The organism is Methanothermobacter sp. THM-1 (genome assembly GCF_009914355.1).
Lineage (GTDB): Archaea > Methanobacteriota > Methanobacteria > Methanobacteriales > Methanothermobacteraceae > Methanothermobacter > Methanothermobacter wolfei.
Map to the genome: position 1 here is coordinate 56846 of NZ_CP044013.1, position 26537 is coordinate 83382.

22 protein-coding genes are annotated in these 26537 nt (G+C 50.2%); 11 read left to right on the forward strand and 11 right to left on the reverse strand.

Translation table 11 applies throughout. The features are described from left to right. Nucleotides 1-33 precede the first annotated feature (33 nt). The 3 genes from ftsA to FZP57_RS00290 all read left to right on the forward strand — a co-directional run bounded on the left by ftsA (nucleotide 34) and on the right by FZP57_RS00290 (nucleotide 3132). Entirely contained in the window at nucleotides 34-1383 is a 1350-nt protein-coding gene (ftsA, locus tag FZP57_RS00280; protein ID WP_074358268.1) for a coenzyme F390 synthetase, read from the forward strand. A 74-nt stretch (nucleotides 1384-1457) separates the two neighbouring features. Next, a complete protein-coding gene (gene truD / locus FZP57_RS00285) occupies nucleotides 1458-2705 on the forward strand; it encodes a tRNA pseudouridine(13) synthase TruD (RefSeq protein ID WP_191216302.1) in 1248 nt (415 codons plus the stop codon). A gap of 4 nt (nucleotides 2706-2709) precedes the next feature. After that, nucleotides 2710-3132 carry a DUF126 domain-containing protein gene (locus FZP57_RS00290; RefSeq protein WP_370518322.1) on the forward strand — a complete coding sequence of 141 codons (423 nt, stop codon included), beginning with the start codon at nucleotides 2710-2712 and terminating at the stop codon, nucleotides 3130-3132. Here FZP57_RS00290 and FZP57_RS00295 read toward each other — a convergent pair. After that, nucleotides 3127-3498: a DUF5518 domain-containing protein gene (locus FZP57_RS00295; protein WP_074359667.1), complete on the reverse strand. Its 372-nt coding sequence runs from the start codon at nucleotides 3496-3498 to the stop codon at nucleotides 3127-3129. The genes FZP57_RS00290 and FZP57_RS00295 overlap by 6 nt on opposite strands. Nucleotides 3499-3647: 149 nt before the next feature. Between FZP57_RS00295 and FZP57_RS00300 the strand changes: the two genes are divergently transcribed. Next, a complete protein-coding gene (locus tag FZP57_RS00300; protein WP_074358270.1) occupies nucleotides 3648-4211 on the forward strand; it encodes a hypothetical protein in 564 nt (187 codons plus the stop codon). Between the two features lie 42 nt (nucleotides 4212-4253). Here FZP57_RS00300 and FZP57_RS00305 read toward each other — a convergent pair whose 3' ends face one another. Beyond that, nucleotides 4254-4487 (reverse strand): class III signal peptide-containing protein, encoded by a 234-nt coding sequence (locus tag FZP57_RS00305; protein ID WP_315901938.1) that lies wholly within the window; start codon nucleotides 4485-4487, stop codon nucleotides 4254-4256. 68 nt (nucleotides 4488-4555) lie between these two features. Here FZP57_RS00305 and FZP57_RS00310 point away from each other — a divergent pair, with 68 nt between their 5' ends. Both FZP57_RS00310 and FZP57_RS00315 read left to right on the forward strand, forming a co-directional pair. After that, nucleotides 4556-5776, forward strand: a complete 1221-nt coding sequence (locus tag FZP57_RS00310; protein ID WP_145924501.1) for an amidohydrolase family protein — start codon at nucleotides 4556-4558, stop codon at nucleotides 5774-5776. After that, nucleotides 5760-8177, forward strand: a complete 2418-nt coding sequence (locus FZP57_RS00315; RefSeq protein ID WP_370518323.1) for a heavy metal translocating P-type ATPase — start codon at nucleotides 5760-5762, stop codon at nucleotides 8175-8177. The genes FZP57_RS00310 and FZP57_RS00315 overlap by 17 nt, the downstream gene beginning before the upstream one ends. Here the strand turns inward: FZP57_RS00315 and polC are convergent. Next, nucleotides 8157-11432 carry a DNA polymerase II large subunit gene (gene polC / locus FZP57_RS00320; protein WP_074359671.1) on the reverse strand — a complete coding sequence of 1092 codons (3276 nt, stop codon included), beginning with the start codon at nucleotides 11430-11432 and terminating at the stop codon, nucleotides 8157-8159. The two genes, FZP57_RS00315 and polC, sit on opposite strands and share 21 nt — an antisense overlap. A 178-nt stretch (nucleotides 11433-11610) precedes the next feature. Here polC and FZP57_RS00325 point away from each other — a divergent pair, with 178 nt between their 5' ends. The 4 genes from FZP57_RS00325 to nrdD all read left to right on the forward strand — a co-directional run bounded on the left by FZP57_RS00325 (nucleotide 11611) and on the right by nrdD (nucleotide 16700). Further along, the gene (locus FZP57_RS00325) at nucleotides 11611-11769 is read left to right on the forward strand and encodes a preprotein translocase subunit Sec61beta (protein WP_191216303.1); all 159 of its coding nucleotides are present in this window, start codon (nucleotides 11611-11613) and stop codon (nucleotides 11767-11769) included. A 14-nt stretch (nucleotides 11770-11783) separates the two neighbouring features. Then, a complete protein-coding gene (gene purB / locus FZP57_RS00330) occupies nucleotides 11784-13154 on the forward strand; it encodes an adenylosuccinate lyase (protein ID WP_074358271.1) in 1371 nt (456 codons plus the stop codon). Between the two features lie 97 nt (nucleotides 13155-13251). After that, nucleotides 13252-14154, forward strand: coding sequence for a hypothetical protein (locus FZP57_RS00335; RefSeq protein WP_191216304.1), 903 nt, complete (start codon nucleotides 13252-13254; stop codon nucleotides 14152-14154). Between the two features lie 230 nt (nucleotides 14155-14384). Then, nucleotides 14385-16700, forward strand: coding sequence for an anaerobic ribonucleoside-triphosphate reductase (gene nrdD / locus FZP57_RS00340; RefSeq protein WP_370518324.1), 2316 nt, complete (start codon nucleotides 14385-14387; stop codon nucleotides 16698-16700). 162 nt (nucleotides 16701-16862) lie between these two features. Here the strand turns inward: nrdD and FZP57_RS00345 are convergent, their stop codons facing one another. From FZP57_RS00345 to FZP57_RS00370, 6 genes are all read right to left on the reverse strand, one after another. Continuing rightward, nucleotides 16863-17966 carry a hypothetical protein gene (locus FZP57_RS00345; protein WP_191216305.1) on the reverse strand — a complete coding sequence of 368 codons (1104 nt, stop codon included), beginning with the start codon at nucleotides 17964-17966 and terminating at the stop codon, nucleotides 16863-16865. A gap of 5 nt (nucleotides 17967-17971) precedes the next feature. Next, a complete protein-coding gene (locus FZP57_RS00350) occupies nucleotides 17972-18481 on the reverse strand; it encodes a UGSC family (seleno)protein (RefSeq protein ID WP_191216306.1) in 510 nt (169 codons plus the stop codon). A 13-nt stretch (nucleotides 18482-18494) separates the two neighbouring features. Further along, the gene (gene lysS, locus FZP57_RS00355; RefSeq protein WP_191216307.1) at nucleotides 18495-20069 is read right to left on the reverse strand and encodes a lysine--tRNA ligase; all 1575 of its coding nucleotides are present in this window, start codon (nucleotides 20067-20069) and stop codon (nucleotides 18495-18497) included. Nucleotides 20070-20142: 73 nt separating this feature from the next. Continuing rightward, complete coding sequence (thiC, locus tag FZP57_RS00360; RefSeq protein ID WP_191216559.1) at nucleotides 20143-21444, reverse strand: phosphomethylpyrimidine synthase; 1302 nt, start codon at nucleotides 21442-21444, stop codon at nucleotides 20143-20145. A 206-nt stretch (nucleotides 21445-21650) separates the two neighbouring features. Beyond that, nucleotides 21651-22580 carry a carbohydrate kinase family protein gene (locus tag FZP57_RS00365; protein WP_074358275.1) on the reverse strand — a complete coding sequence of 310 codons (930 nt, stop codon included), beginning with the start codon at nucleotides 22578-22580 and terminating at the stop codon, nucleotides 21651-21653. A 183-nt stretch (nucleotides 22581-22763) separates the two neighbouring features. After that, nucleotides 22764-23612, reverse strand: a complete 849-nt coding sequence (locus tag FZP57_RS00370) for a LysR family transcriptional regulator (RefSeq protein ID WP_074358276.1) — start codon at nucleotides 23610-23612, stop codon at nucleotides 22764-22766. A 128-nt stretch (nucleotides 23613-23740) separates the two neighbouring features. On the opposite strand from FZP57_RS00370, the gene hxlB reads away from it, so the two are divergent. After that, on the forward strand, nucleotides 23741-24325 hold the full coding sequence (gene hxlB, locus FZP57_RS00375) for a 6-phospho-3-hexuloisomerase (protein WP_074358277.1): 585 nt from the start codon (nucleotides 23741-23743) through the stop codon (nucleotides 24323-24325). Between the two features lie 199 nt (nucleotides 24326-24524). Here hxlB and fdhD read toward each other — a convergent pair whose 3' ends face one another. After that, nucleotides 24525-25274: a formate dehydrogenase accessory sulfurtransferase FdhD gene (gene fdhD, locus FZP57_RS00380; protein ID WP_191216308.1), complete on the reverse strand. Its 750-nt coding sequence runs from the start codon at nucleotides 25272-25274 to the stop codon at nucleotides 24525-24527. 335 nt (nucleotides 25275-25609) lie between these two features. Continuing rightward, nucleotides 25610-26536 carry a GTP 3',8-cyclase MoaA gene (gene moaA, locus FZP57_RS00385; RefSeq protein ID WP_191216309.1) on the reverse strand — a complete coding sequence of 309 codons (927 nt, stop codon included), beginning with the start codon at nucleotides 26534-26536 and terminating at the stop codon, nucleotides 25610-25612. Nucleotide 26537 lies beyond the last annotated feature (1 nt).

Below are 26537 nucleotides of genomic sequence, written 5' to 3' on the forward strand. Positions count from 1 at the left end.
TCATTAAATACAAGATTTGATGGGGTGATTGTAATGGGGAGATACTTCAATGAGGATATTGAGACAATGGAGAGGGAGGACCTTGACGCCCTTGTGGAGGAGAGGATAAGGTACACGGTTAAATATGCCTATGAGAACTCTCCATTCTACAGGAAATGGTTCGGTAGAAGGGGGATAAAACCTTCTGATATAAGAACCCATGATGACCTCCGTGAGCTCCCGATAATAACCGGCGAAACCATCAGGGAGAACCAGCCACCCGAGACCAGGGACTTTGAATTTAAATGCTTACCATGGGAGGATATATTCACTATCCATGAGACAAGCGGCACCAGCGGGAGGCCCAAGGCCTTCTTCCTGACATGGGATGACTGGAACAGGTATGCTGAGAAGTATGCAAGGTCATTCGTGTCACAGGGCTTCGGTGAGGGTGACAGGGTCGTTGTCTGCGCATCCTATGGCATGAATGTGGGTGCCAACACCATGACGCTGGCAGCCCATAAAATCGGGATGACAATAATACCCGAAGGCAAATGCACGTTCCCTGTGAGGATAATAGAGAGCTACAGGCCCACAGGGATAGTTGCAAGCATATTCAAACTTTTAAGGCTTGCAAGGAGGATGAAGGAACGGGGACTTGACCCGCAGGAGTCAAGCATAGAGAGGCTCGTTGTGGGTGGTGAGAGCTTTGCACCGGAGTCAAGATCATACACCGAGGAGGTATGGGGTGTTGAGGTCTACAATACCTATGGAAGCACCGAGGGCACCATGTGCGGGGAGTGCAGCTTCAGGGAGGGCCTCCATGTCCCTGAGGACCTGGTGCACCTGGATGTCTATGACCCCACAATGAGGGACTTTGTTGATGATGGTGAATGCGGAAGGATAGTACTCACAACGCTCCTCCCTGTCGGTGAAAAGACCGGCACACTGCTCCTGAATTATGATACAGAGGACACCACGGTTGTACTCTCAAGGGAGAAGTGCAGATGCGGCAGGACCCACATGAGGATAATGAACCCTGAAAGGGAGGCGGAGACCTTCTGGGTGGCCGGACACCCCTTTAACAGGGTTGATGTGGAGGCGGCTGTCTTCCAGAGGGAGAACATGGATTACCTTACAGGTGAATATGAGGCGTTCCTCTACGGTGATGAGGACGAAGGAAAGGTTACAATGAGGGTGTCGCTTGAATGCGAGGACCCTGAAAATTGTGCCCGTGAAACTGTAAGGGAGAACTTTATAGGAGCCTTCTTCAAATATAAGAAGGAACTATTGGAGGCCTACAATGATGGCCTCTTTGAGATAATATTCAACTTCACAGGTCCCGGTGAACTGGAATTCTACAGGATAAAGGGAAGACCGAAACGTATTGTTGATAGAAGATGAATGCATGATCAGGGCACTGATCTGAGGGGCCAGTTCATGAACAAGGCCCCGATAATCTATTCAGGGGAAATATAATGCTTAATGCAGAGACTTACCTCACATCAGTGAAAGGAACAGGTGGAAGAATACGGGTCCATAACAGGGACTTCTATGTCGAGGAGATACCCCTACAGGAGCCAACTGGAAGCGGACCAAACACATGGATATGGATAGAGAAGGAGGGCAGGACAACCCTCGATGTGCTACTGGACATTGCAAGGGAGCTTCACCTTGACAGGAGGAGGATGGGATTTGCAGGGATGAAGGATAAGAGGGCGGTTACAAGGCAGTGGATATGTGTCAGCAACACAGAACCCGAAGATGTAAGGAGGATAGAGGACAGGATAAGAAACGTGAGGTTCATCAGGGTTACCAGGAACGAAAAGAAACTCCGGATGGGCCAGCTTCTAGGTAACAGGTTCAGGATACTGATAAGGGACCCTGAAACCGATGACCCCCTTGAGTCAACCATCAGGGTCCTTGAGGAACTCTCTGAGAAGGGAGTTCCAAACTATTATGGATGGCAGAGGTTCGGAAGCCCAAGGACAACGACGCACCTTGTTGGAAGGGCCCTTGTCAATGATGACGTGAAGGGGGCTGTCGATGCATATATAGGCAACCCCATTGAGGGGGAACCTGAAGGTGTCTTCAGGGCAAGGAAGCTCTATGATGAGGGTGATATTGAGGCCGCCCTTGAAGCGATGCCCCCATCAATGAGGTATGAGCGGATGATGCTGCAGCCAATCTTAAGGGACCTCAGGAGGGATGGTATTACAGAGGAATCATATATAAAGGCCATACAGGTCCTCCCCAAGCCCCTTAAGAGGATGTTCGTACATGCATACCAGTCCTACCTCTTTAACAGGGCCGTGAGTGAAAGGCTTCCCCTCGGGATAAACCGGTACGTGCCAGGGGATATCGTTATTGATAATGAACAGCACATAATACATGATGCGGATCCCGGGGAACTCGAGGAGATGATCCTCAACTTCGAGGCCCATCCAACAGCCCCCCTCTATGGCAGCAAGGTACCCCTTGCATCCGGCAGACCCGGTGAAATTGAACGCCGGATACTTGAGGAGGAAGGTGTTTCAGCCGGGGACTTTGAATGCAGGAGGATGAGGGGCCTTGGAAGCCATGGAATGAGGAGGGCCATACGCTTCAGACTTTGGGATGCCTCTGCATCAGAGGGCCCTGATGGGATCACTGTGGAATTTTCAATACCTAAGGGGTGCTATGCAACCTCTGTACTCAGGGAGATAATGAAGGTGGACGCTGCATAGCACCATGAAGATGTATGGAGATGATTTCGTGGAGGTTAAATGCAGGATTATTTCAAGGGGAACAGGAAGGGGCCATGTGATGATATCAGATGAACCCATAAGCTTCCTTGGAGGCGTGGACCCTGAAACAGGCAGGGTATCCGACCCAAAACACCCGCTCCACGGGAGGAGCATGAAGGGACGGGTCCTTGTAATACCAGGAGGCAGGGGGTCCACGGTGGGGTCCTATGTGATATTCCAGATGGCAAAGAATGAAACCGCCCCAGCAGCCATAATATGCCTGAATGCAGAGCCAATAATTGCAACGGGCGCCATAATGGCGGGAATACCCATGGTTGACAGGCCTGAGGAGGATATAATGGAGGTCCTCCATGAATCCATGGAGGTTGAGGTTGACGCAGAAAAGGGGATAATAAGGTTTTCATGAGGGGCGCCCCATATTCAGCCGCGGGTTAAGGGTTCTCAGGAGGCTGCCAGCGGTCCCCCCAAGTATTCCGAGGCTTATATCACCTGCAAGGGCATAGATGAGTATCATGATTATGAAAGTGTTCATCTGCCATGTTCTTATATAAACAAGGAGTATATTGATCATGCCCACGGATGCTCCGATTAGAGCACCATTAAATACCCCTTTAAGGTAATGACCATCCGCTATATACCCTCCGGCAATTGATGCAACGACTATTGACATCAAACCTGAAATTTCAGGAGTAATAAATCTAAATACTGGTTCAAGGGCTCCTGTAAGTATCACGCCGGATGCAACGGCCTTCCAGCTGAATCCAATCTCCATGTTAATCATATTGAAACAGTAATATTTAATATCATATATATCTTTTCAGGATATATGGGTTAGGATGGTCCCTGCACCTTTAACATCATCTTGATGATGTGGAGTATCATGGTCCATCTACCCGGCAGATAATGGATACGGGGTTTTTAATGGATAAAAAAACTTTCCTGATCTTCCTGATGGTATGGTTTTCAGGTTTTATTATTTCATCACCTGCAGATAACCTGAAAATCAAGTTTTCAGCAGGGTTCCTGGTAATAATCCTGATTCACATTCTGGGCCTCGAGAGGTGCTCTGATGAGGTAAACCTGAAGGCATTTAACATTACAGCCGTAACCTATCCTGTCATTGAAGTTCTGCTAAGGGCTTCCATCGGGTTTATTGATCCATTAGCGGTTAATATTGCTGAACACTTCCTTGCAGGGGCTGCTGTGGCCTCGGTGATATCGGTGGCCTCATGGGGGACCCTTAAAAAATTAAACTTGAATGAAAGGTTCCTTTTTCTGTCATGCCTCGCCATCGTTATCTGCCTTTTATATGAGCTAATCGGCTACCTCCTTTACTATGAACCAACCGCGGCCCTCTACTCGGATACAATGAGGGACCTTGCCATGAACATAGCAGGATCAGCCACCCTTTCAGTGATAATCCTGGCACTGAACAAGAAACATGGCGCCAGAGAGTCCGCAGATGAGGGGACTAGCGGACCTTGATGGTTAATGGTCCTATCCATCATTATTCATATCAGTTTGATATCATGGGAGTGATGGTGGTGTGGTGTTGTTAACAGGAGGAGCTGAAGGAGAATCACCACTGTCTTCGGTATTTGAACGGACCTTCTCCATGTCCTGTGCTGAATTAAGGCTGCTTTTCTGGAAATAGGACCTGTAAATCACAAGGGCAAGTATTGCAACAACTATTATCGCCCCGAAAAGCAGTATGTACTCCGATGAGCCCTGCCCGCAATCATCATCAAGGATGGTCATCATTAAGATCACCCAAATAATTAATATGCCTCACAGAGATATTTAAGGATTGATGTAATAAGGGTGTTCTCATGGAAATGATAATCAGGGGGGAAGTCCTGAATCTTGAAACAGGCGAACACAACAGGAGATCCATCCTAGTAGAGAATAACAGGATAAAGGCCGTGAAGAGACATATAAATGGGAAGAACATCATTGATGCTTCAGATAAATTCATCCTCCCGGGCTTTGTGGATCTGCACGTGCACCTGATGGAGGACGGCTTCAGGGTTGAAAGCAAACTTGATGACCCCCTATCCCTCTATTTCTACAGGGCAACCCTTAACATGAGGTCAACAATCGAGGCAGGGGTTACAACGGTGAGGGACGCTGGACTGGCAGACAGGGGTGTTAAAATGGCAGCGGAAGCTGGTATAATCCCATCACCCCGTATCCAGATAAGCGTAACTCCCCTTTCAATTACAGGGGGACACTTTGACTTCCACACCCCCTCAGGACTCAACCTTGAAAGAACCTACCCTGGACTTCCATCAGGGATCTGTGACGGAGTATCCTCTGCCAGGAAGAAGACAAGGGAGGTCCTGAGGGATGGTGCGGAGGTGGTGAAGGTCATGGCAACAGGGGGCGTTATGAGCAGCACAGACAGCCCATCAGATACACAGTTCACGGTCCAGGAACTTGCAGCGATAGTTGAAGAGGCATCCTTCAGGAACAGGAGGGTCATGGTACACGCCCATGGCCTCGAGGGTATAAAAAACTCCCTCAAGGCAGGGGTCCACTCGGTGGAACATGGAACATACATTGATAAAAAAACAGCCCGCCACATGGCTGAAATGGGAACCTACCTTGTACCCACATTCCTTGTAACCAGGGTCAACTGCAGGAGGGCCCAAAGGGATGAGCTGCCAGAGTACAGCCGCAGGGACGCCATAGAGGTTGCCAGGGTCCACAGGGAAAACATGGAAACAGCCCACGCAGAGGGTGTTAAAATGGTTATGGGGACGGATTCAGGGGTAATTGGACATGGAGAAAACCTCAGGGAACTTGAATACCTTGTGGATATAGGGATGGACCCCCTTGAAGCCCTAAGGGCAGGTACAATCAGCGCAGCCGAGTGCATGGGATGGGATGACAGGATAGGGAGCATAGAAGCAGGAAAATATGCTGACCTTGTCATAACAGACGTCAACCCCCTCGAGGAAATAGGGGGCCTTGCAGACCGTGAAAGCATACTATGGGTAGTGAAGGATGGAAGGGTGTACAGGTCTCCGGGGGATGATGATGAAGATTAGTATCAGAATCGGGGGAATGGGCTGCGCCGCATGCGCTGCAAAGATCGAGGAAGCCCTGAGGAGAATTGAGGGCGTCCATGGGGCAGCGGTGAACCTTGTGGAGGGGAAGGTCTCGGTTGAATACGACCCGGAAAAGGTGAAACTTAAAGAAATAGAGGCCGCAGTTGAGGATGCAGGGTACAGGGTCCTCAATGACAGGATCACCCTGAGGATCGGTGGCATGAGCTGCGCCATGTGCGCCCGGAAGATAGAATCAGAACTTAAAGGGATCGAGGGGATAAGCAGCGCGACCGTTAACCTTGCAGCTGAAAGGGCCTACATAAGCTACAACCCATCCCTGACATCCCCTGGGAGGTTCAGGGAGGTCATTGAGGGACTCGGTTACCATGTCCTCGACTCTGATGAGGACGAACTCGAGGAGGACCTCTCACCAAGGAAGAGGAGGATAATAGCAGGGTTCGGAGTCTCAATACCCCTGATGGCCATCATGTACCTCCACATCCCCCTGCCGGTCCCTGAGGACATTTTCATGCTACTTGTTTCTCTGGCCCCATTCATCTATGTCTCTGAACCAATATTCAGGGGGGCCATGAGGTCTCTGAGGGCAGGGACCCTTGACATGGATGTAATGTACTCCATGGGTATAGGTGTTGCCTTCCTATCCAGCCTCCTTGGAACAGCAGGCATACTCCCATCAGAGTTCATGTTCTATGAGACAGCCCTGATGCTGGCATCCTTCCTCACCCTTGGAAGATACCTTGAGGCAAGGGCCAAGGGTAAGACATCAGAGGCTGTAAGGAGGCTTATGGAGTTACAGCCAGACACCGCCACCCTTATAAGGGATGGGGAGGAGGTTGAGGTCAGGGCCGATGAGATAAATACAGGTGATCTTGTAATTGTAAGACCCGGGGACAGGATACCCGCAGATGGCAGGGTCCTTGAGGGAACATCATACGTTGATGAATCAATGATAACCGGAGAAACACTCCCCGTCCTCAAGGAGAGGGACTCCGAGGTCATAGCAGGCACCATCAACACAGATGGTGTTCTTAAATTCAGGGTTGAACGCACAGGTTCAGAAACCTTCCTTGCAGGGATAATAAGGCTTGTTGATGAGGCCCAGGCATCAAAGCCAGAGATCCAGAGGATAGCTGACAGGGCGGTCTCATATTTCATCCCTGCAGTGCTCCTGGTTGCAGCATCAGCCTCAATCTTCTGGTACTTCATCATGGACGCGGGCCTGCTCTTCTCGGTGACCGTGCTTGTCTCGGTCCTCGTGGTTGCCTGTCCATGCGCCCTTGGCCTTGCAACACCAACGGCGGTCACCGCAGGTATAGGAAGAGGAGCCGAACTCGGCATACTCATAAAGAAGGGTGAGGCACTTGAAGTCTCCGAAAGAGTATCGGTGGTGCTTTTTGATAAAACAGGGACACTCACAGAGGGAAAACCAGAGGTCACTGAGATTATAGGTGAGGATTCACTTGTACTGGCCGCAGCCCTTGAAAGGAAGTCAAGGCACCCCATAGCAGAGGCCATAACCAGGATGGCTTCCCTTGAGGGCCTGGAAGTCCCTGAAGTGGAGGAATTCAGGAGCATCCCAGGCATGGGCCTTACAGGTAAAGTCAGATCCACGGGACCGGATGGGACAGGGTCATGCCTGGTACTTGCAGGTAACAGGGCCCTCATGAGGGATTTCAACGTACCCCTGGACCCCCTCATGGATAAAATTGATGAACTGGAGTCAGGGGGAAGGACGGTGGTGATGGTCGCCGCCGACGGAGCCCTTAGGGGACTTATAGCTGTATCTGACACTATAAAGCCAGGTTCATATCTGGCTGTCCGTGAACTGGGAAGGATGGGTGTTGATACTGTTATGGTTACGGGTGACAACCGTAAAACCGCTGAAGCCGTTGCAGGGGAAATAGGAATCCACAATGTAATCTCGGAGGTCCTTCCAGGGGATAAGGCCGATATTGTTTCAGAATTCAGGAGGAAGGGGGAGGGGGTGGCCTTTGTTGGCGATGGTATAAATGATGCTCCGGCCCTTGCAGCTGCAGACCTGGGCCTGGCCATCGGAAGCGGCACTGATGTTGCAAGGGAGGCCGGGGAAGTTGTACTTGTGGGTGATGATCCACTGGACGCCGCAGCAGCCCTTCAGCTAGCATCAAGGGTCATGTCACGGATAAAACAGAACCTTTTCTGGGCCTTCGCCTACAACACCATGCTCATCCCGCTGGCGGCGGGTCTGCTCCACCCACTGGGCCTGGTCTTCAGGCCTGAATATGCAGGCCTTGCAATGGCACTGAGTTCAGTCACCGTGGTGTCACTCTCCCTCATGCTGCGCAGGTACACACCCCATGCACGGATGCTGAAGCTGGAGTTAGAGGAAGACATCAAGTGAGCTCTGCCTTGACCTGTCACTCTCAAAGAGGGAGTTAACCCCGTATTCAAGTATCTCAATCCTCTGCATGAGGTAGGGGTCTATGGGGTATCTGGATGCAAGGTCCTTTGATATTTCAAGGTACTTTATAACTGAGCCCTTGGAGACCGTGAGTACAAGATTACCCCCACATTTACACTCCCCTGTCAGGGGTATCCGCCGGTACTTTTTATTGCACCTTGTACAGCGGACCTTCTGCCTGGAGAAGGCCCTTATGTTCCCCATCATGTCCGGGAGGAAGTGGGACATCAGGACACCCTCAACAACCCCCTTCTGGTCCACGGCCCTTATCATCTCTGCAAGGGTTATCTGGGACTCCACCTTTTCCTTCATGCTCGGGATCAGCTTGTAGAGGCATACCCTGGGACCGGCGTGTATGCTGGATGTGTTATGTGAGAACATGAGACCCTGATACTGTTCCGGTGTTCCAAGGCGCTTTTCAACGTTGTCTATCTTATCAAGGACTTCTGTGGGTTTTGCATGTTCAAAGCTCCTTTCATAGACATCAAGGGGGATCATGTCCATCGTGTCTATGTTGTGTGATTCATCATCAATCTCCTCGGGGTCTATCCTTGTTGAGAGAACCAGGGGGGCGTCCATGCTCCCGCCCCTGGTGCTTGGAAGGTAGGACTTTGAGAAGTTCAGGAGGGCGTCAAGCAGGAGCATCACCGAGTCCTCGTCACTGTCACAGTTCCTCCTCTTGGCTGAGTGGAAATATGGGTGGGCGTAGCATGCTGAGGCCTCTGTGAAGCCTATTATCCTTCCAAGGACAGCGGCTGATGTGTGAGGGGCAAGACCTGCTATAAGGTGACCCACAAGGTCATCCCTCCTTTTAACATTGTAGAACCTTTCAAGGCCATAGAACCTTTCAAGGAGGTCGTCAACGAAGTTAGCAACCCTAACAAGGTAGTCAGCGCAGTTTTCTGATATGACAACATCCTGGACCTTCAGTTCAAGTATCTGGTCACTGCTTTCAAGTTCACGGCCGTAGCAGTCCTCTGTATAGCCCAGCTCCCTGAGCCTTTCAACATCAACCCCCACCTCCGCGGGTGTGAAGTGTGTGAGGGGAAGATCCGTGGAGTCATGGCGTATGGTGGCGTCCTTGAAGGTGTAAACCTCGTTTTTAGCACGGAGTATGCCCTTTTCAAGGGGTTCAGGGAATTTGTCACTGGATATCATCCCCTCAACCCCCTTTACTTCATCCAGTTTACGGACGGATACGTTTTCAGAGGCCCTTTTAAGGAGGGCTGCAAGGTTGATTGTTCTCTTCCCGGGCTCACCTATCACGGTTCTTGAGCCGCAGCTGGGACATTTTGACTGCATCGAGCTCACCCGGCATGACGGGCACGTTGCTCTTCCAATCTCCACCGTGATGGATTCTTTCTTTGCGGCGTCGGGTATGTTACGTCTGCTGCCCCCATACTTGCCTATGGGGAACAGTACATGGGGGGCGGGCCTCATTTTACGTTCCTTGGTCTTCTCTGGCCTGCCGACACGGCTACCTATGTAGGTGGGGGCCTTCTTCATTATCCTCACAGGGGAAACCCTGTTGATGGCATCAACACTGTCATCTGATTTTTCAAGGGGCCCCGCCAGGGTGTTTATGAGTGCATATGCATCATCGTATCCGATGATAACCCTGGATCCCTTCTGCCTGTGGGGTACTCCCAGGACCTCAAGTATCCTCTTCTCGGGCCCGAGGCTGAGGGCAAGTTCATCTCCGAGTTCGGCTGTTTTAAGCCATTTCCTGAGGATGTTCAGTTCTTCAACGGTGACATCATGGTAGAAGTATGTGTAACGGGGGTGTAGGGGAACATCATACTCCCTTGAGATCTTGAAGGCCTCCGGAGCATTAGGGATGAATTCCATCCAGTTATGACTGTAATAGGAGAGGTTGAGGGGGTCGTCATCAGGGTATGTCTCTGAGGACATTATCGTCTGTATCCACCACTCCTCGCACCAGCCAGCAGGCATCAGGACGTGGTTGTTCCTGAGGAACTCCCCGAAGGCCACCAGCATATCACCCAGGAAGAGGATCTCCTGGACATCTGAACGGATCTTCCTGGCGGTTTCAGTATCCTCAACCCTTAAAACGTCACCGTTTTTCAGTTTGACAATGGGGCCATCGATGGTGTCAACCGGAACGACACAGTTCCCCTTACCAGGTCTTTCAATTTTCATCTGGGTCCCCACTGCAAGGAACTGGAGCAGCTCCATGGTTGCGGGGTGAACGCCCATGGCTGCAAGGCCGGTGTTCCTTGAACGCCCGTACCTCAACCTGAAGGCACCCTTCTCTGAGGGGTATGCAAGGACGGGTCTACCCCCGATTATATCCTCAATGTACTTACTGTCAGCCTTCACAACAACCTTATCCTCACTTTCATCCTTCCTGGGGGCCTTTGAGAACTTTTCAAGCCAGTCCCAGCCTTCAAGTTTCAGCTGTTTGGCGTACTTGAGGACTTTGGGTGCTTTCTGTATGACGCCTTCAACCATGGCAAGGAGGGCTCCGCCGCGGATGTTGTTTGTTTCAACCCTTTCAAGGTCCCGGCGTGACACCTCAACCTTATCTGTTGGTTCACCCGTCACCTCCACGGGTATGTGCCCTGCTGCAAGCCTTACCTCGTCTGGTTTTGGTGAGTACTGGAGGTTCGTGACCTCGGATTCATAGAGTTCAACCTCCTCAACGTAGCGTTCTATTTCCCTTTCGATGGGTTTGTAACGGTCAAGTTTGATTGCAAGGCGTATGTAGTCAGCTACGAGAACTGATAGTGCAGCGGCCGTACCCCCTGCACTTCTTATGGGCCCTGCGAAGTAGACTGCAAGGTATCTTGTCCTGTCAAAGTTCTCCTTTATCCTGACCCTTGCTATACCTTCAAGGGGGGCTGCGACAACACCCTCCGTCAGGATTGCTAGGGCTGTTCTGATTGCCTGGTCAGCCAGCCTCTCCCTTTCACCGATATCATCATCGGCCACGGGCTGGGATGCTATCTCGGCAGCTATCTGGAATGCGACCTCTTCACGGCTCTTATCATTTTCAAGTTCCTTTATTCTTTCAGCTATCCCCTCTGGACCAACAAGACCCTCCACACGTTCTGCAAGGTCCTTTGCAAGGGGTATTTCTGGACTGGTGCTCACATCAAGACCCTTTGACCTTGCCCTCCGTGCAATTTCATAGAGGCGTTCTGTTTCCCTTTCAAGTTCCTGGAAGTATTCCATCATGATCCATCACACATAAACGGTTTCTCTTAACCCTCCTCTTAGGGGGGTATGGCACCGCAGCTCTAATCCGGTAAATTAAGGAGTTTAATTTTACCTGCATCCGGGTGAAACTTATATTATATGGTGTTGCCAGAGATATAATAAGATTTTTATCATATTATAATGGTGATTTTTCATGGCTAAGAAGGATAAGAAGACACTTCCACCAAGCGGAGCAGGTCTTGTAAGGTACTTTGAAGAGGAAACCAAGGGACCGAAACTCACCCCTGAACAGGTAGTGGTTATGAGCTTAATACTGGCAGTTTTCTGTCTTGTACTTAGATTCTCAGGTTAAACAGGAGTGTTAGGATGGCCATACACCCCATTGAGTTCAGGTACGGAACCCCTGAAATGAAGAGCATATGGGAAGCAGAGAATAAACTCCAGAAGATGCTTGACGTGGAGGCAGCCCTTGCAAGGGCAGAGGGTGAACTTGGAATTATACCGGAGGACGCTGCGGCTGAGATAGTCAGCAGGGCAAGCACGGATTTCGTGAAACTTGAACGCGTCAATGAGATTGAGAGGGAGACCCGTCATGACATAGCCTCCATCGTGAAGGCCCTTGCAGAGCAGTGTGGGGGTGAAGCCGGAGAGTATGTACACTTCGGTGCAACCTCCAATGACATCGTTGACACATCAAACTCCCTCCTCATCAGGGAATCAATAGAGGTCCTCAGGGATAAACTGGTGAGGGTCATGAAGGTTCTCCTTGGACTGGCCCGTGAGAACAAGGAGAACGTCTGTATTGGCAGGACCCACGGGCAGCATGCGCTCCCCACAACCTATGGTATGAAGTTCGCCCTCTGGGCAGATGAGATCCGAAGGCATATCGAGCGCCTTGACGCAGCCAGGGGGAGGGTGTGTGTGGGTATGATGACGGGTGCCGTCGGGACAACAGCGGCCCTAGGAGAGGATGGCCTTAAGGTACATGAGAGGGTATCGGAGATACTGGGACTTGAACCCGTCCTCATATCAAACCAGGTTGTCCAGAGGGATAACCATGCAGAGTTCATCATGGTGCTGGCCAATATAGCCACAACCCTTGACAAGATAGCCCTTGAAATAAGGAACCTTCAGAGGACAGAGATAATGGAAATAGGGGAGAAATTTGACCCTGAAAAGCAGGTTGGAAGCAGTACAATGCCCCATAAGATGAACCCGATAACTGCGGAGAGGATATGTGGCGTTGCACGTGTTATAAGGTCCTACGTCGTGGCTGCCCTTGAGAACAATCCACTCTGGCATGAAAGGGACCTCACAAATTCATCATCGGAGAGGATCATACTACCTGAGGCATGCATACTGACGGATTATATTCTTAAACTGACCCTTGATGTCCTTGAGAACCTTGTGTTCTATCCTGAAAACATTGAGAGGAACCTTAACCTTACAGGGGGCCTTATAATGGCTGAGAGATTGATGGCTGAACTCACAAGGAGGGGTATGGGGCGCCAGACAGCCTATGCAAGGGTACGTGAATGTGCCATTGAGGCCAACAGGACAGGTAAAACCCTGAAGGAAGCCGTCCTTGAGAGGCCTGAAATAATGGAGTACCTTGAAGCCGGCGAGCTTGATGAGATCATGAATCCAGCCACCTACATTGGCTCAGCTTTAAGGATCGTTGGCAGGGTTCTTGAGGAATCAGAGAAATGGTTACAGGAGGGTTATGGAGGAACCTGATGGATCATTAATAAATTACAGTAAAATTTTTTTACAGTAAAATTTTTCATAAAAGTTATATGCATTTTTATTCCATACATAAATATGGTGATAAAAAATGCAGTTAAAGGAGATAAAATCTGTAAGGGTTGTTCCTTACACCATAATGAACTCCTCCATAGGGGCGATATGGGGATTCATAGCCGCCATCCTGTTCCTCATATTCGCAGGAGGCATATCATCGGTACTTCCAGCCGAACTGGGGGCTCTTAAGGGGATAATTACAGGGATATCAGTTGCCGGGCTTGTCGTGTTACCCGTCGGGGTGTTCCTGGTGAGCATAGTGGAGTCCTTTCTGAGGGCTTTCATCTACAATGGACTTACACCACGCCTTGGAGGCATCAAGCTCAGCCTCATCGACATGGAGCAGGTTGAATCGTTTGACGTTGTGAGCACATCACTGATACTCTCTGCGGTGGCAGCGCTCCTCTCATTCATATACCAGCTTCTGGTAGCCCCCCTGCAGTGGGTATTCCTCAACGCAATCGTTAACATAGCAAATACCCTTGACCCATCAGCCATGTCAAGCATGGCAGCCCTTGGCTCTGCAACGGCACTTGGAACCATCCTGAACATAATATTAGCACCAATAATGACGTTCATAGCATCCTTCATAGTGATCGCTGTGGTTATCCTGCTATACAACTTCCTCGCGTCAAAGATCACAACCATAAAGGTGAAGCTCACGGAGATCAGTGACGGCCTTGTGAGCATAGACAGGATCGAGGCCATACCCCTGGGACTCATAACAGGGTCAATAGCAGCATTCATAGGTTTAATAGTGGGAATAGTGATACTCATCTTCTCAGCAATTGGAGGGGACTTCACTGCAGGGCTAATTGCACTGGTTGTTCTGACGGTGGCGCTCTTCATCTACTCCTTCATAGTGTATGCGGTTACAGCCCTCTTCTACAATGTCCTCGCACCAAGGATAGGCGCCGTCCAGATAAGGCTAGAATAGTGCCCTGATTGGTGGAATATAATTCTACTTAATTCTTTTATACGAACAGTTTCATAGTATAAATCCTTTATTAATAAAAATATATAATAATATTTACCGAATGATTTATAAAGGGGTTATTAACTGGTTATATCCTCAAAGGGTCTTCCAAAGTGTTCATAGTTTATTTTTTATATGGTGAGGAACATATAACATATCAAGTTTTTTGAGAAGGAGTTTGTGGTGATTGGGTGATTGATGATTCACGACTTTTAGCTGCCATACCTACAAAGGCAGAGACATGTGTACTTAAGAACAACGGCATAAGGGAAAAGTTCAGCCATGAGAAACTGGTAAAATCCCTCCTTAACCTTGGAGCCAGCCTCTGGACATCTGAAAACGTGGCCTCAGAGGTTGCAAGGTCCGTTTACAACGGGATAACAACCAAGGAGATAAAGATCCTTGTATACGACTCCCTCAGGAAGGTGGATGAGGACCTTGCAGACAGGTACCTTGCAGCCAACAGACTGAGGGTCAGGACTTCAAGGGATAAAATAGAGACCTTTGACCAGAAAAAGATTGAGGAGAACCTTATAAGGGAGGCGGGAGCCTCCCCGGAGGTTGCAGAGGAGATAGCATCAGAGGTGTGGAAGGAACTCAAGAAACTGAACGTCGAGTACCTCACAGCCCCAATGATAAGGGAGGTTGTGAACACCAAACTCATAGAGCATGGCCTTGAAACCCTCAGGAAAAGGTACACGCGTCTCGGTATCCCTGTATACAACATCGCGAACCTCATCGAGAACGGTTCAAGGGACAACGCCAACATGATCCACAACCCGGAAACGGTACACAAATACGTGGCTGATGAGGCCCTGAAACAGTACACTCTTCTCCACATACTCCCATCAGGACTTGCAGACGCCCACATGTCAGGCGACATACACATACACGACCTTGAATTCTTCGCTGCAAGGCCCCTTAACTGCCTCCAGCATGACCTCCGCCTTTTCATAAGGCACGGCCTGAGAGTTGACGGAACCGGTGACCACACATCAGTAGCTGGACCCCCAAAGCACCTTGAGACGCTCATGAACCATGCAGGGGAGATAATGCTGGCATCCCAGCAGAACATGTCAGGTGGTCAGGCAATGAGCCTATGGAACGTTTTCGTCGCCCCATTTGCAGCGGGACTCCCCTATGAGAAGATCAAACAGGCAGTCCAGATGTTCATATTTAACCTCAACATGGCCTACGCTGCAAGGGGCAGCCAGGTCCCTTTCACCAGCATAAACCTTGAATTCGGAGTCCCGGAGTTCCTTGAGGATGAACCGGCCTACGGCCCCAGGGGTGAACGTGCAGGGGTCTACGGGGACTTTGCTGATGAGGCGAGACTCCTTACAAGGGCATTCACCGAGGTCCTCCTTGAGGGCGACGCCGATGGAAAACCCCACCTCTTCCCGAACACCATCTACTCAATAAGGAGGGAGACCCTCAGCGGGGAGTTCGATGAGGAACTCCGCCTGGTCCATGAACTCGCCTCCAAGTACGGGACAGCCTACTTCATAAACATGCTTGCCGATTACCGCGGAGACATGGCCAACTACATGGGGTGCAGGACGAGCCTCGCTGATAACTGGACCGGGGACTGGGACCGAGACTGTCTGAGGACAGGTAACCTTGCATATGTAACCCTGAACCTCCCCAGGATAGCCTACCAGTCAGGGGATGATGATGAACTCTTCGAGTACCTCGATGAGTACATTGACATGGCTGTGGAAGTTCTGAGGATAAGGAGAGAGCAGGGTCTTCGCTGCCTCAACGACTACCACCTCCTGCCATTCCTCTCCCAGGAAATCGACGGTGAACGCTACTACAGGGTTGAGAATGCAACAATGAGCTTCGGCTTCACAGGCCTTAACGAGATGCTCCAGTACCATACCGGAAGCGGTATACAGGACCCGAATTCAAACAGGCTGGGCCTCAGGGTGATAGAGCACATAAACGAACGTGCAGCGGAACTTAAAGCCGAGACCGGGTGGAGGTGGAGCGTGCTCCAGACACCGGCCGAATCCACAGCCCACCGATTTGCAATGCTTGACCATGAACATTACCCTGAGGAGGCGGTGCTGCAGGGAACCCGGGGAGCCTACTATTACACCAACTCAAGCCACACCCCTGTGGATGCAGAGGTTGATATAATTGAGAAGATAAGGATTGAGGAGAAGTACCATCCACTCACACCCGGAGGCCACATATTCAACGCCTGGCTCGGCGAGGCCAGACCAGACCCTGAAGCCCTTGAAGGCCTCACAAGGAAGATATGCAGGAACAGTGACATTGGATTCTGGGCCTACAGCAACGCCCTGAGCTTCTGCCTCCGGTGCAAAACCCTTATGAGGGGTCTTCAGGATTCCTGCGCTGCATGCGGTGAGAGGGATGATGTTGAATGGTACGACCGTATAACAGGATACGTTCAGCAGGTTGGAAGGGCCAAGTCCTCAAGCGGGGGATGGAACAGGGGTAAACAGCAGGAGCTGCTGGACCGGAGAAGGATAAACCTGTAATTTCACCTCACATCCGCCTGAACTCCTTTTTATTTTAATAGAAGGATTAATATTTGCTCCCATTGCTTCAATCTTAAGAGAGAAGACTTGAACTTTCTTTAATTTTAAAATCAGCCGTATCTGAAATCAGGTCCATAAAATTAAATTCGGTTAGGTGGAGGATTAATCCATTTTTTTGAGTTCCACAGGGACTGTCTGGGACTCTGATGAACCCCCGAATCCATGGGCTATCATTGTATGCCTTCCAGCTCCACCTGCAACCACAAGGACAACATCATCCGGGCTTCCTGTTACTGGGACCATATCATCCACCACGAGGCTGTAATCAAGTTTCCTGCCGCCACGGTCCCCCAGGGGTGCCGGTACCAGCGCCCTTTCATGTATATAGTTCCTGACGTCCTCCCGGCTCCATCCATGTGATGCGACGGTCTCTGCGTGTTCAGGGCTCATGATGACCAGGAGTTCACCAGGGACGTGGCTGTTGTTGCACCCGGCGGTTGAGGCTGTGTGCACCACGGTATCAAGGAGGTCCTCGGGGGTCCTGCTCCGGTGATCATTCACGTTGTGTGGGGCCTCCATACCAAGGACCGTCACGGTACTCTCACAGGCATCAAAACCCCTTTCAACATGAAGGGGTTCCCATGGACTCATGGACTCGTTTTCAGCTAGACAGAAGGCGTATTTTGCAGGGGAGCCCATGGTTGCATGGTCACCCACTCCTGGGATGGCACCCGCAATGTTAATGAGGCAGAGCCTGATGGCACGACCCAGGGTTGCATTGGCAAGGTTCCCTGGACCCAGGCAGCCATCGGCAGAGTTGAAACCAAGTTCATCCCTTGCGGGTCCATTAACAATAACTCCAACGGCAACCGGGTGGGTTGTGGCGTTTATCCCTGCAAGGTTGAACTCTTCCCTTGACATCCCCTCAATGCATGCCTCAAGGAGGGGCATCATCCCGGGCAGGCATCCGGCCATGACCGCGTTCACGGCAACCTTCTCAACGGTGGCCTTACCCATCCTTGGCGGCAGCACGGCTATCACATCATCAGGTTCCCTGCTGCTGTAATGGTAGAACTTCTTCACCCTGGCCTGTGTTGGGGGTATCACGGGGAGTCCATCTGTGAATTTCTTCTGGTAGAAGTCAAGGCTTATCCTCTCCGGATCAGGGTCAACCATGACCTTCATGTCCTCCGGTGATGAACCGCAAAGCCGATTGTCATCAAGGAGGTCGTCTATAAGGCATCCGCATGATTTATCAATCTTCACAGGATTCACCCCAGATACTCCATTATGTCTCCAATGATTCCATCAGCCTTTTTTCGGACAGCTTCAGGTTCAATGCCAGCTATCGGGTGGCTTATCTCAACAATCCTCAGCCCGGGCATTCCGTGTGCTGCAGCGAGTCTCTTGGCGTATTCCCGGAACCTGTCAGAGCAGATGGAGATTGTGGGGACACCCATCCCCTCCAGGCGTATGGCATCAAGTATCACCCAGGTTGTGCATGAACCGCAGTCCCCAAGGGCAAGGATGCAGAGATCGGCCCCGGCAGCCACCCCGATCTGATCCTCCTCTGCAGGCGCACCTGCCGGTTTCTCAGCCCAGACTGTACTGAACCCTGAAAGGCTTTCCTCGACGGTTCTTAGTATAATATCGGCTCCAGGTTTGGTATTGTCCAGGAGGGAAACCTTCCCAACATCCCTGATGGGGTTCACGGGGGTTTCTTCCATGGCTGTATCTGCAAGGGGATCCATAACATCCCTTTCAACTATCCTGACCTTCATAGGCGTCCACTTCCTATGCCTCTAACCTCAGTCTTCTCACCACAAAGTCTCTCTGCAGGGAGAGGAGGAAGGATGCCGCCCTTGGCCCCATCTTTTTACCTATAAGCACCCTGTAGATGGCCTGGAATGCCTTCTGGGGCTTCAGGCCGTGTTCCCTGAGAAGGTCGTACATTCTGTCATGGAGCTCCTCGGGGCCCATCTCCCAGTCCTCAAGGATATCTGCGAGTTCAGATAGGAAGCTTCTCTGGGCGTCTGAAAGCTGAACATCAGGCAGCTCCTTCTGAACCTCGAATTTCAGGAATTCAGGGGCGTAGAGTTCCAGCCAGTTTTTCACGTTCTCGATCCTCTCCTTCAGCTGCCTGACCTGGCCTTCACTGAGGTCCCCGGGTTCCATATCCATGAACTCTCCAGGGAGCTGGGAGTTCCTCCTGAGTATATCATAGAGCCTTTCAAGGTCACTGTCTGCAATCTGGCAGGCAACCGTCATGAACTTGTAGGATGGCCTCAGGGGCAGATCAGATTCCTCTATCATGGACACCCTGTAGATAATCTTCAGTTTTTTCTCCTCCTTCTCTGACGCGGCTTCCTCCAGGCCATAGTAGATTCTCTCAGCACGGTCGAACTGGTCCATGAGGTCAAGGAAGGGCATTTCAGGGTTGAAGTCCTTGTGTTTCATGGGCTTGCTCCTGAATATGAAATAGTTGAGGCTTTCAGGGGGGGCTATTTCAAGCCACTGGCTTGGTGTGAAGAATACGCCGCGGGACTTGGACATGGCCTCCCCCCTGAGGGTTATCCACTCGTAGGGCACAGGGTAGGGGGCGGGGTAACCGAATATCTCCTCTGATATCACGCTGCTCACGTCATAGGATCCTCCACTTGCTGCATGATCCTTTCCGAAGGGCTCGCAGGTAACACCAAGGATCTTCCACCTTGCAGCCCACTCAACCCTCCAGGTTAGCTTACCCCGCCCTGACTTTATATCCATCTCACCCTGGAATCCGCAGCTGCAGCGGTAGTGGACGGTGTCGCCACTGAAATCATATGCCTCGGTGGTGTTGACCCTTCCGCATTTCTCGCAGATGGGATTGTAAGGTAGCCAGTCCTCCTTCAGGGGCCTTTCACGGTACCTGTTGAATATCTCCCTTATCTCATGAGCCCTTTCAAGGGAGGTTCTTATGTAGTCGTTGTAGAGGCCGTCCATGTACATCCTGGCCCCTGAGTAGTGCTCAACACTTATATTGAACCTTTCAAGGGCCTCCAGGAAGGGCCTCTGGAAGTGTTCCACAAAGCCCTCACAGCAGTCATCAGGGCATGGTATCATGGAGTAGGGCATCCCCAGGTACTTCTCATAGTCTTCAGGGAGGGGGTATGGCACCTTACGGAGGGGGTCATGGTCATCAGCCACCCAGACAGTCCTTGATCGGAATCCGTCACGTTGAAGTGTCTTGGCGATTGAACTTGCAATGAAAACGTCGCATGAGTTCCCTATATGTATTGATCCTGAGATGGATGTGCCGCTTGCGACAACGTGCTCATCAACATCCCTTTCCTTGAGTTCATCAGCTATCCTTTCAATCCAGTGTTTCAAGCAGATCACCTGTAAAAATGAATAGAATCAGCGTAATCTGATATAATTATGTTTGTGGAAAATGAAAGTTTTTTCAGTCGAATATCCTGTCATCTGCACTGTCAAGCCATTCATTCACGATTTTGACTGCACAGTAGTTACCGCACATGGTGCAGGTGTCAGGATCCTCAGGTGGCCTCTCATCCCTTATACGCATGGCATCGGCGGGGCACATGGCAGCGTCGAACTGGGCGGACCAGTCCAGTTTTTTACGGGCGTTGGCCATTTCAAGGTCCCTTTCACCGCTGTGGATCCCCTTGACCATGTCGCCCACATATGCACCTATCCTTGTTGCGATGACACCCTCCTTCACATCATCAGGGTATGGGAGTGCAAGGTGTTCTGCAGGTGTAACATAGCATATGAAGTCGGCTCCTGCGGCTGCAGATGCCGCTGCCCCTATTGATGAGACTATATGGTCATAACCGGCGCCTATGTCCGTGACTATCGGTCCGAGCATGTAGAATGGTGCTCCGCAGCAGAGCTTCTTCTGGAGTATCACGTTGGCCTTTATCTCATTCAGGGGTATGTGTCCGGGTCCCTCAACTATTGTCTGGACTCCAGCCTCTCTTGCACGGTCTATTAGTTCCCCAAGGACTATGAGCTCCTGGACCTGCGCCCTGTCGGTTGAGTCTGCAATGGCACCTGCACGCATTGCATTGGCCATTGACATTACAAAGTCGTGTTCCTTGGCAATCTCCAGGATGTAATCAAAGTTCTCGTATAGGGGGTTTTCAAGTCCGTTTTCAACCATCCAGGCTGATACAAAGGCACCGCCCCTGCTGACAAGTCCACCTTCACGTCCCTGTCTCTTGAGCCTCCTGAGGGTTTCCCTGTTAACACTGCAGTGGATTGCCATGAAGTCTATACCGTCCTTCGCCTGCTTCTCAATTGCCTTGAACATGACATCCTCGTCCATGTAGATGGAGGCGCCCTCCTTCCGTATGGTTTCAACGGCTGCCTGATAGACCGGTACGCTTCCAACAGGTATTGGTGAAAGGTCCAGTATACGCCTCCTTATTTCATCAAGGTCTCCGCCAACTGAGAGTTCCATGAGGGTGTCGGCCTGGTTTTCAACTGCAACCATGGCCTTCTTTTCTTCCATTTCAAAGTCCACGATGTCTGTTGAGGTCCCGATGGTTGCGTTAACCTTGGTCCTTAAACCTTCACCTATACCCACGGGTTTAACGTCTTCCCTGTTCAGGTTGCTTGGGATGGCTATTTTACCACTGGCAACCCCTCTCCTGACAAATTCGGGGGTGACATTCTCTGCCTCTGCCACCGCTTTCATTTCATCTGTTATAACACCTTTTTTAGCTTCATCCATCTGAGTCATATCATCACCGTTCTCTGGATCAGCCCATATCCCGGGTGCTGTGGGGTCCACATCCGGCCCTTTCATGGTCCCGGGTATCATGGGAATCAGTTTACAGTAGGCCCCTGGCCCTCGGTATCTTGTGGATCATAGGATCATATATTAATGGCTACATTTATAAAAACTATGTGTTCCCGTCCGGGTTAATAATTCCCTGCCCCAGCATCCTACTCCAGCATGGGGTCGTAGCCCCAGTGTTCAGTGAAGCGCCTGAGGACAGCATCATAGTCGGGTATGTTTGTCTGGGTGCCCTCAGCCTCAACTATGAAGGATGCAACTGCAGATGCAAACCTTCCACAGGTTTCAAGGTCAGCCCCTGAGAGGTAGGCCCTCATGAACCCTGCACGATAGGAGTCACCGGCCCCTGTGGGATCAACGGCGTCCCTGGGGATGGCATCAACCTTTATGGTTTCATCTGCATAGATCCTACTTCCCCTTTTACCGTAGGTCTTCACAATGATTTCGGGTCCGATTTCCCTGAGTTCGTCAACTTTCATGGAAAGTTTACCTGTGATCCTGTCGATCTCATGGTGGTTCCCGAAGAGTATGTTACAGGTCCTCACAGCATCCTCCAGCTGGTCCCTGGAGTACATGTGCAGGTCCTGGCCCGGGTCAAAGGAGATCACCTTTCCAAGGCTCCTTGCAAGGGCACCGCACCTGCAGTTAAATGATGGGTCGCCTGTTGCAAGGTGAACTGCACGTGCAGCTCTAATGGCACCTTCAGGAACCTTGGATTCCCTGAAGTACCTTGCAGCGCCCCAGTAGAAGTAGCTGATCTGATTGTGATGGGAGTCTGTCATGACAAATGCTGTCGGGGTCCTCTCCCCGGGCACGGTGATCATTGAACCGGTTTCCACATCCATGGAATCAAGGAATCTCCTGTATTCTGACTCCGGGAAGTCACCGCCAACTGCAGATACCAGTGATGTTCTGAGGCCAAGCTTTGACCCGACAACCGCCACGTTTGCAGCGGCACCCCCATGAAAGTTCTTCATACGTTTTATGGCTGTTGATGAATTTGGTTCTGGAAATTCATCCAGCTGTATTATATAGTCAAAGGCGGTATGTCCAACGGCAAGAAGGTCTATCTCATTCAATGAAATCACCCGGGAACTGCAAATTGCGAATTAATATAACTGGAAATCATGGAACCGAGAATCAGGGATTTCCAGACCACCATATGGTGTTAAGGCTCGTCGGTTATTAATCATGACGACGGGGCCATGGAATTATATTCTGGAGGAGGATCTTATATCGTTGATTGTTCGTTAAACACATGCTCACTGGAGCGGCTCAAAACCGGCTTCAGCAACGGTTTCCTGACCATCACCAAGTATGAAATCAACAAGGGAATCAGCCCTATCATCGCACCTTACAAGACTTATAACGTGCCTTGTTTCATCACTGAGTACGCCGGACCCCTCAAACTGGCTTCCGCTGAGGAATGTTAGAAGCCCGGGGGTTCTCTCAACAAGCCTGTATGCCTGCAGCGGGGACCTCACGGTCTTAACGATTCTGAAGTCGATCCCGGTGTCAGAGAGAACCTCCCAGGCAAGCCTCTGGGGTGAGTCAGCAACCTCAACAAAGGATGCTCCATCAAGTTCGGTGACGTCCCCGGCATCCATCCCGACAAGTACAAGGTGGTCGTAGGCCACAGGCACGAAATCAAGATCCCTGCGGTATGCATGGATGGGGTCGTCAAGGAAGATCATGTCTAGGCGGCTCTTTCCTGCAAGATGGAAGGAGTCGGTGGCAGAGGATGAGAAAAGTGATCCTTCTGTCCCTGATGCTTCAAGGACCAGCTCTGCAAGAACGGATGACGTGTACCCTGCAGCGACCATTATCCTGTCTGATGGTTCCAGGAGGTTCATCTGACGCTCATATAACCTGAGCAGTTCAGAGCCTTCAGGTGTAAGCTCCGAACCAGCGCCGCTCCTCCTTACGAGTTTCATGTTAAGGAGGGACTCGGCCCGCAGCACCCTCCTGTTAAGGACCTGGGGGGTTACACCAAGCATCCTCGACGCCCTCCTCTGGGAGAAGGTCTCGGATATCGCCTTAAGGGTTTCAAATAGTCTGTGATCAAATTCATGACCGTCTACTTCCATACCAGGGAGGGGCCTTATATCCATGGGGAACACCTTTATCAGATGTGAGGTCAAATCATCTATTAATTAATTTTATCTTCAATATTAAACTGAGTTCAGGTGTCTGGATGGTAATAATCAAATTAATGTTAAAGTGAGTTCAGGTGTTTCGGATGATAATAAAAGAGGCCATCAATGATATAATAAATAATCTTAGGGATATGGAGAACAGTATTGATGAGGAAACTGTTAACAGGCTGATTGAAACCCTGACATCAGCCAGCAACGTCTTTGTACTGGGCTTCGGGCGGTCCGGACTGGTTGCAAAGGCCTTTGCCATGAGGCTCATGCACCTTGAGATAAACGTCTTTGTTGTAGGGGAAACCATAACCCCTGCAATAAATGAGGGTGATGTACTGATCGCAATATCAGGGTCGGGCAGGACCAGTTACATCGTCAATGCAGCGGGTATAGCCCGAGAGAGGGGTGCCAGGGTGGTGGCGATAACATCATACCCTGACTCTGATCTCGGGAAGGTTTCGAACCTCACGGTAACCATAAGGGGAAGGACCAAGATTGATGGTGAGAAGGACTACATGACAAGGCAGATAAGGGGTAACCATCACTCAAGAACACCTCTGGGGACGCTCTTTGAGATATCGGCACTGGTGTTTCTTGATGGACTCATAGCGGAACTCATGGATCGTCTTGATAAAAGGGAGGAGGACCTTAACAGGAGACACAGCGTCTTTGAATGATGAACTATCCATTTGCATATATCGTCCTCTAATTTTGTTTTCCGAAGGTTTATAGAGGTTTTTTTCTTTGCATGAGGACATCTGATTCATCATTATATTTCCTGGCGGCACTCATCAGGGACTTTATCATCTTGAGGGCTTGTTAAAGAGAAAGAAAGGTTAAGGGAGTGACAGGGACTTTATCTACCAGGGACCCCTACTATATTATGATCCTTTCTGGATGGCTGTAGATGTTGAATCTTTTCCCGCGGACAAATCCAAGCATTGTGAGGCCGGTCTCGGCGGCGGCTTCGTAACCAGAGGATGTGGGGGCTGCGTTTGATGCTATGATTGGGACACCGACACGCGCAACCTTTATGAGCATGTCAGCGGGCATCCTCCCGCTGTAAACAATGAAACTCTCTGAGAAGTCCACCCCATTGATTGCACCGGACCCTATAGCCTTATCAACGGCAACATGTCTGCTCACATCCTCAAATATCATGAAATCATCTTCAGTTACAAGGGCGGCCACATGAGTACCTCCGGTGGTCCTCCAGACCACAGCAGACTTAACCATCCTCTGGAAGGCACTGAATATGTCATCCTTATGGACCTGGAAATCTGATTCCACAGGCTCAACCATTTCAACACGGTGCCTCCAGCCTCCGAAACAGTCAGAACCCATTACAAGTTCGCTACGTATATCAAAGTCTTCAAGGTCTATCCTGACATCAACCATGTTTTCACGGATTTCCACCGAGATTATATCATCAACAGATTCAACAAGACCCTCCCCCAGTAGGTAACCGGTTGCAAATTCCCTCAGGGCATCGGGGCTCGTGGTGAAACGCTGTGAAACTGTTTCATTTATTTTAAGGTGAACCTCCATATCATTAACTACCCTTTCAGCAACCTTCATCTTTTCGGTATCCACGCGTATTGCATCAACTTCTCTGTACATTCTCATGCCAGCACTTCCCCATCTCCAATAAAGAGCTATTAAATAGCCATCTTTATGTATATCTATATGCTGGTGTAATTAAGTAGATTTTTAATTCTAAGAATCACATGATAAATATTTCAGGGGGCGTATTGTGGCTTTGAAGATGTGGCTGTAGCGGGTAAGAGAACATAACATTCCAGAGATTCAGAAACTTCAAGATACTTTAAACATGTTAAAAAGGCTATGAAGGTCTTCTAGGAAGATGATCTCTGGAAATAATCATTCACACCCTGAAGCGATCGAGGTCCTATTGAGCCCGATCTACAGATCCAGACGATTAACGGGGCTTTTTCCTGATCCTAACAGCTTTCGTTATCATAGTATGGTGCTCTTCTCCTTATAGCTTCAAGAAACAGCTGACGAAGCATTTCGGTATCATTGGTTCTGAGGGCCTCGGTGGTGTCAACAAGGTTATCATTTCTGAGGAGGCATGGTTTGAGCTTTCCATCGGGGGTTACCCTGAGCCTTGTACAGTTTGCACAGAACTTTGTGTTGTCCATGGGCCTCACCACTTCGATTTCACCATCCTCTATATAGTACTTTTTACGGTCCTGCATGAACTTCCGGGTCATGACCTTATCTGCTATCCGTGAGAGTTTCTCTTCAAGAGGGGCCATATCAAAGTGATAACATTCTATACCCATATCAGGACAATTATCTGTTTTCAGGAGTTCTATCAGCTGAAGCACAGCCCCGTTTTCCCGGCAAAACTCGAACATGTCCCATATTTCATGATGATTCAGATCCTTCAGGACCACCATGTTTATCTTAACGGGGTGGAGACCGGCATCAACAGCACTTTTTATACCTGCCTTAACCCTTTCAAGGTAATCCTTTTTTGTTATGAACCTGTATGTTTCTAGTTTAAGGGTGTCAAAACTAACATTGACCCTGTCAAGTCCGGCTTCCTTCAGCAGATAACTGTATTCTTCGAGTAGGGTTCCGTTGGTGGTGATGGATATGTCCCTGAACCCCACATCATTTATTCCCTTAACTATCTCAACTATGTCCCTGCGTATCAGGGGTTCTCCACCCGAGAGCCTTATCTTTTTCACACCAAGATCCGCTGCAACTCTGCAGATGTTTTTCACATCAATGGCTGAAATCTCCCTTGAGGAGGGAACCATCCCATCCCTGTGACAGTAAAAACAGTTCACATTACAGCGGGTGGTAAGTGATATTCTAAGGGATAGAAGGGGCCTCCTGTAATTATCCTCTACATGCATT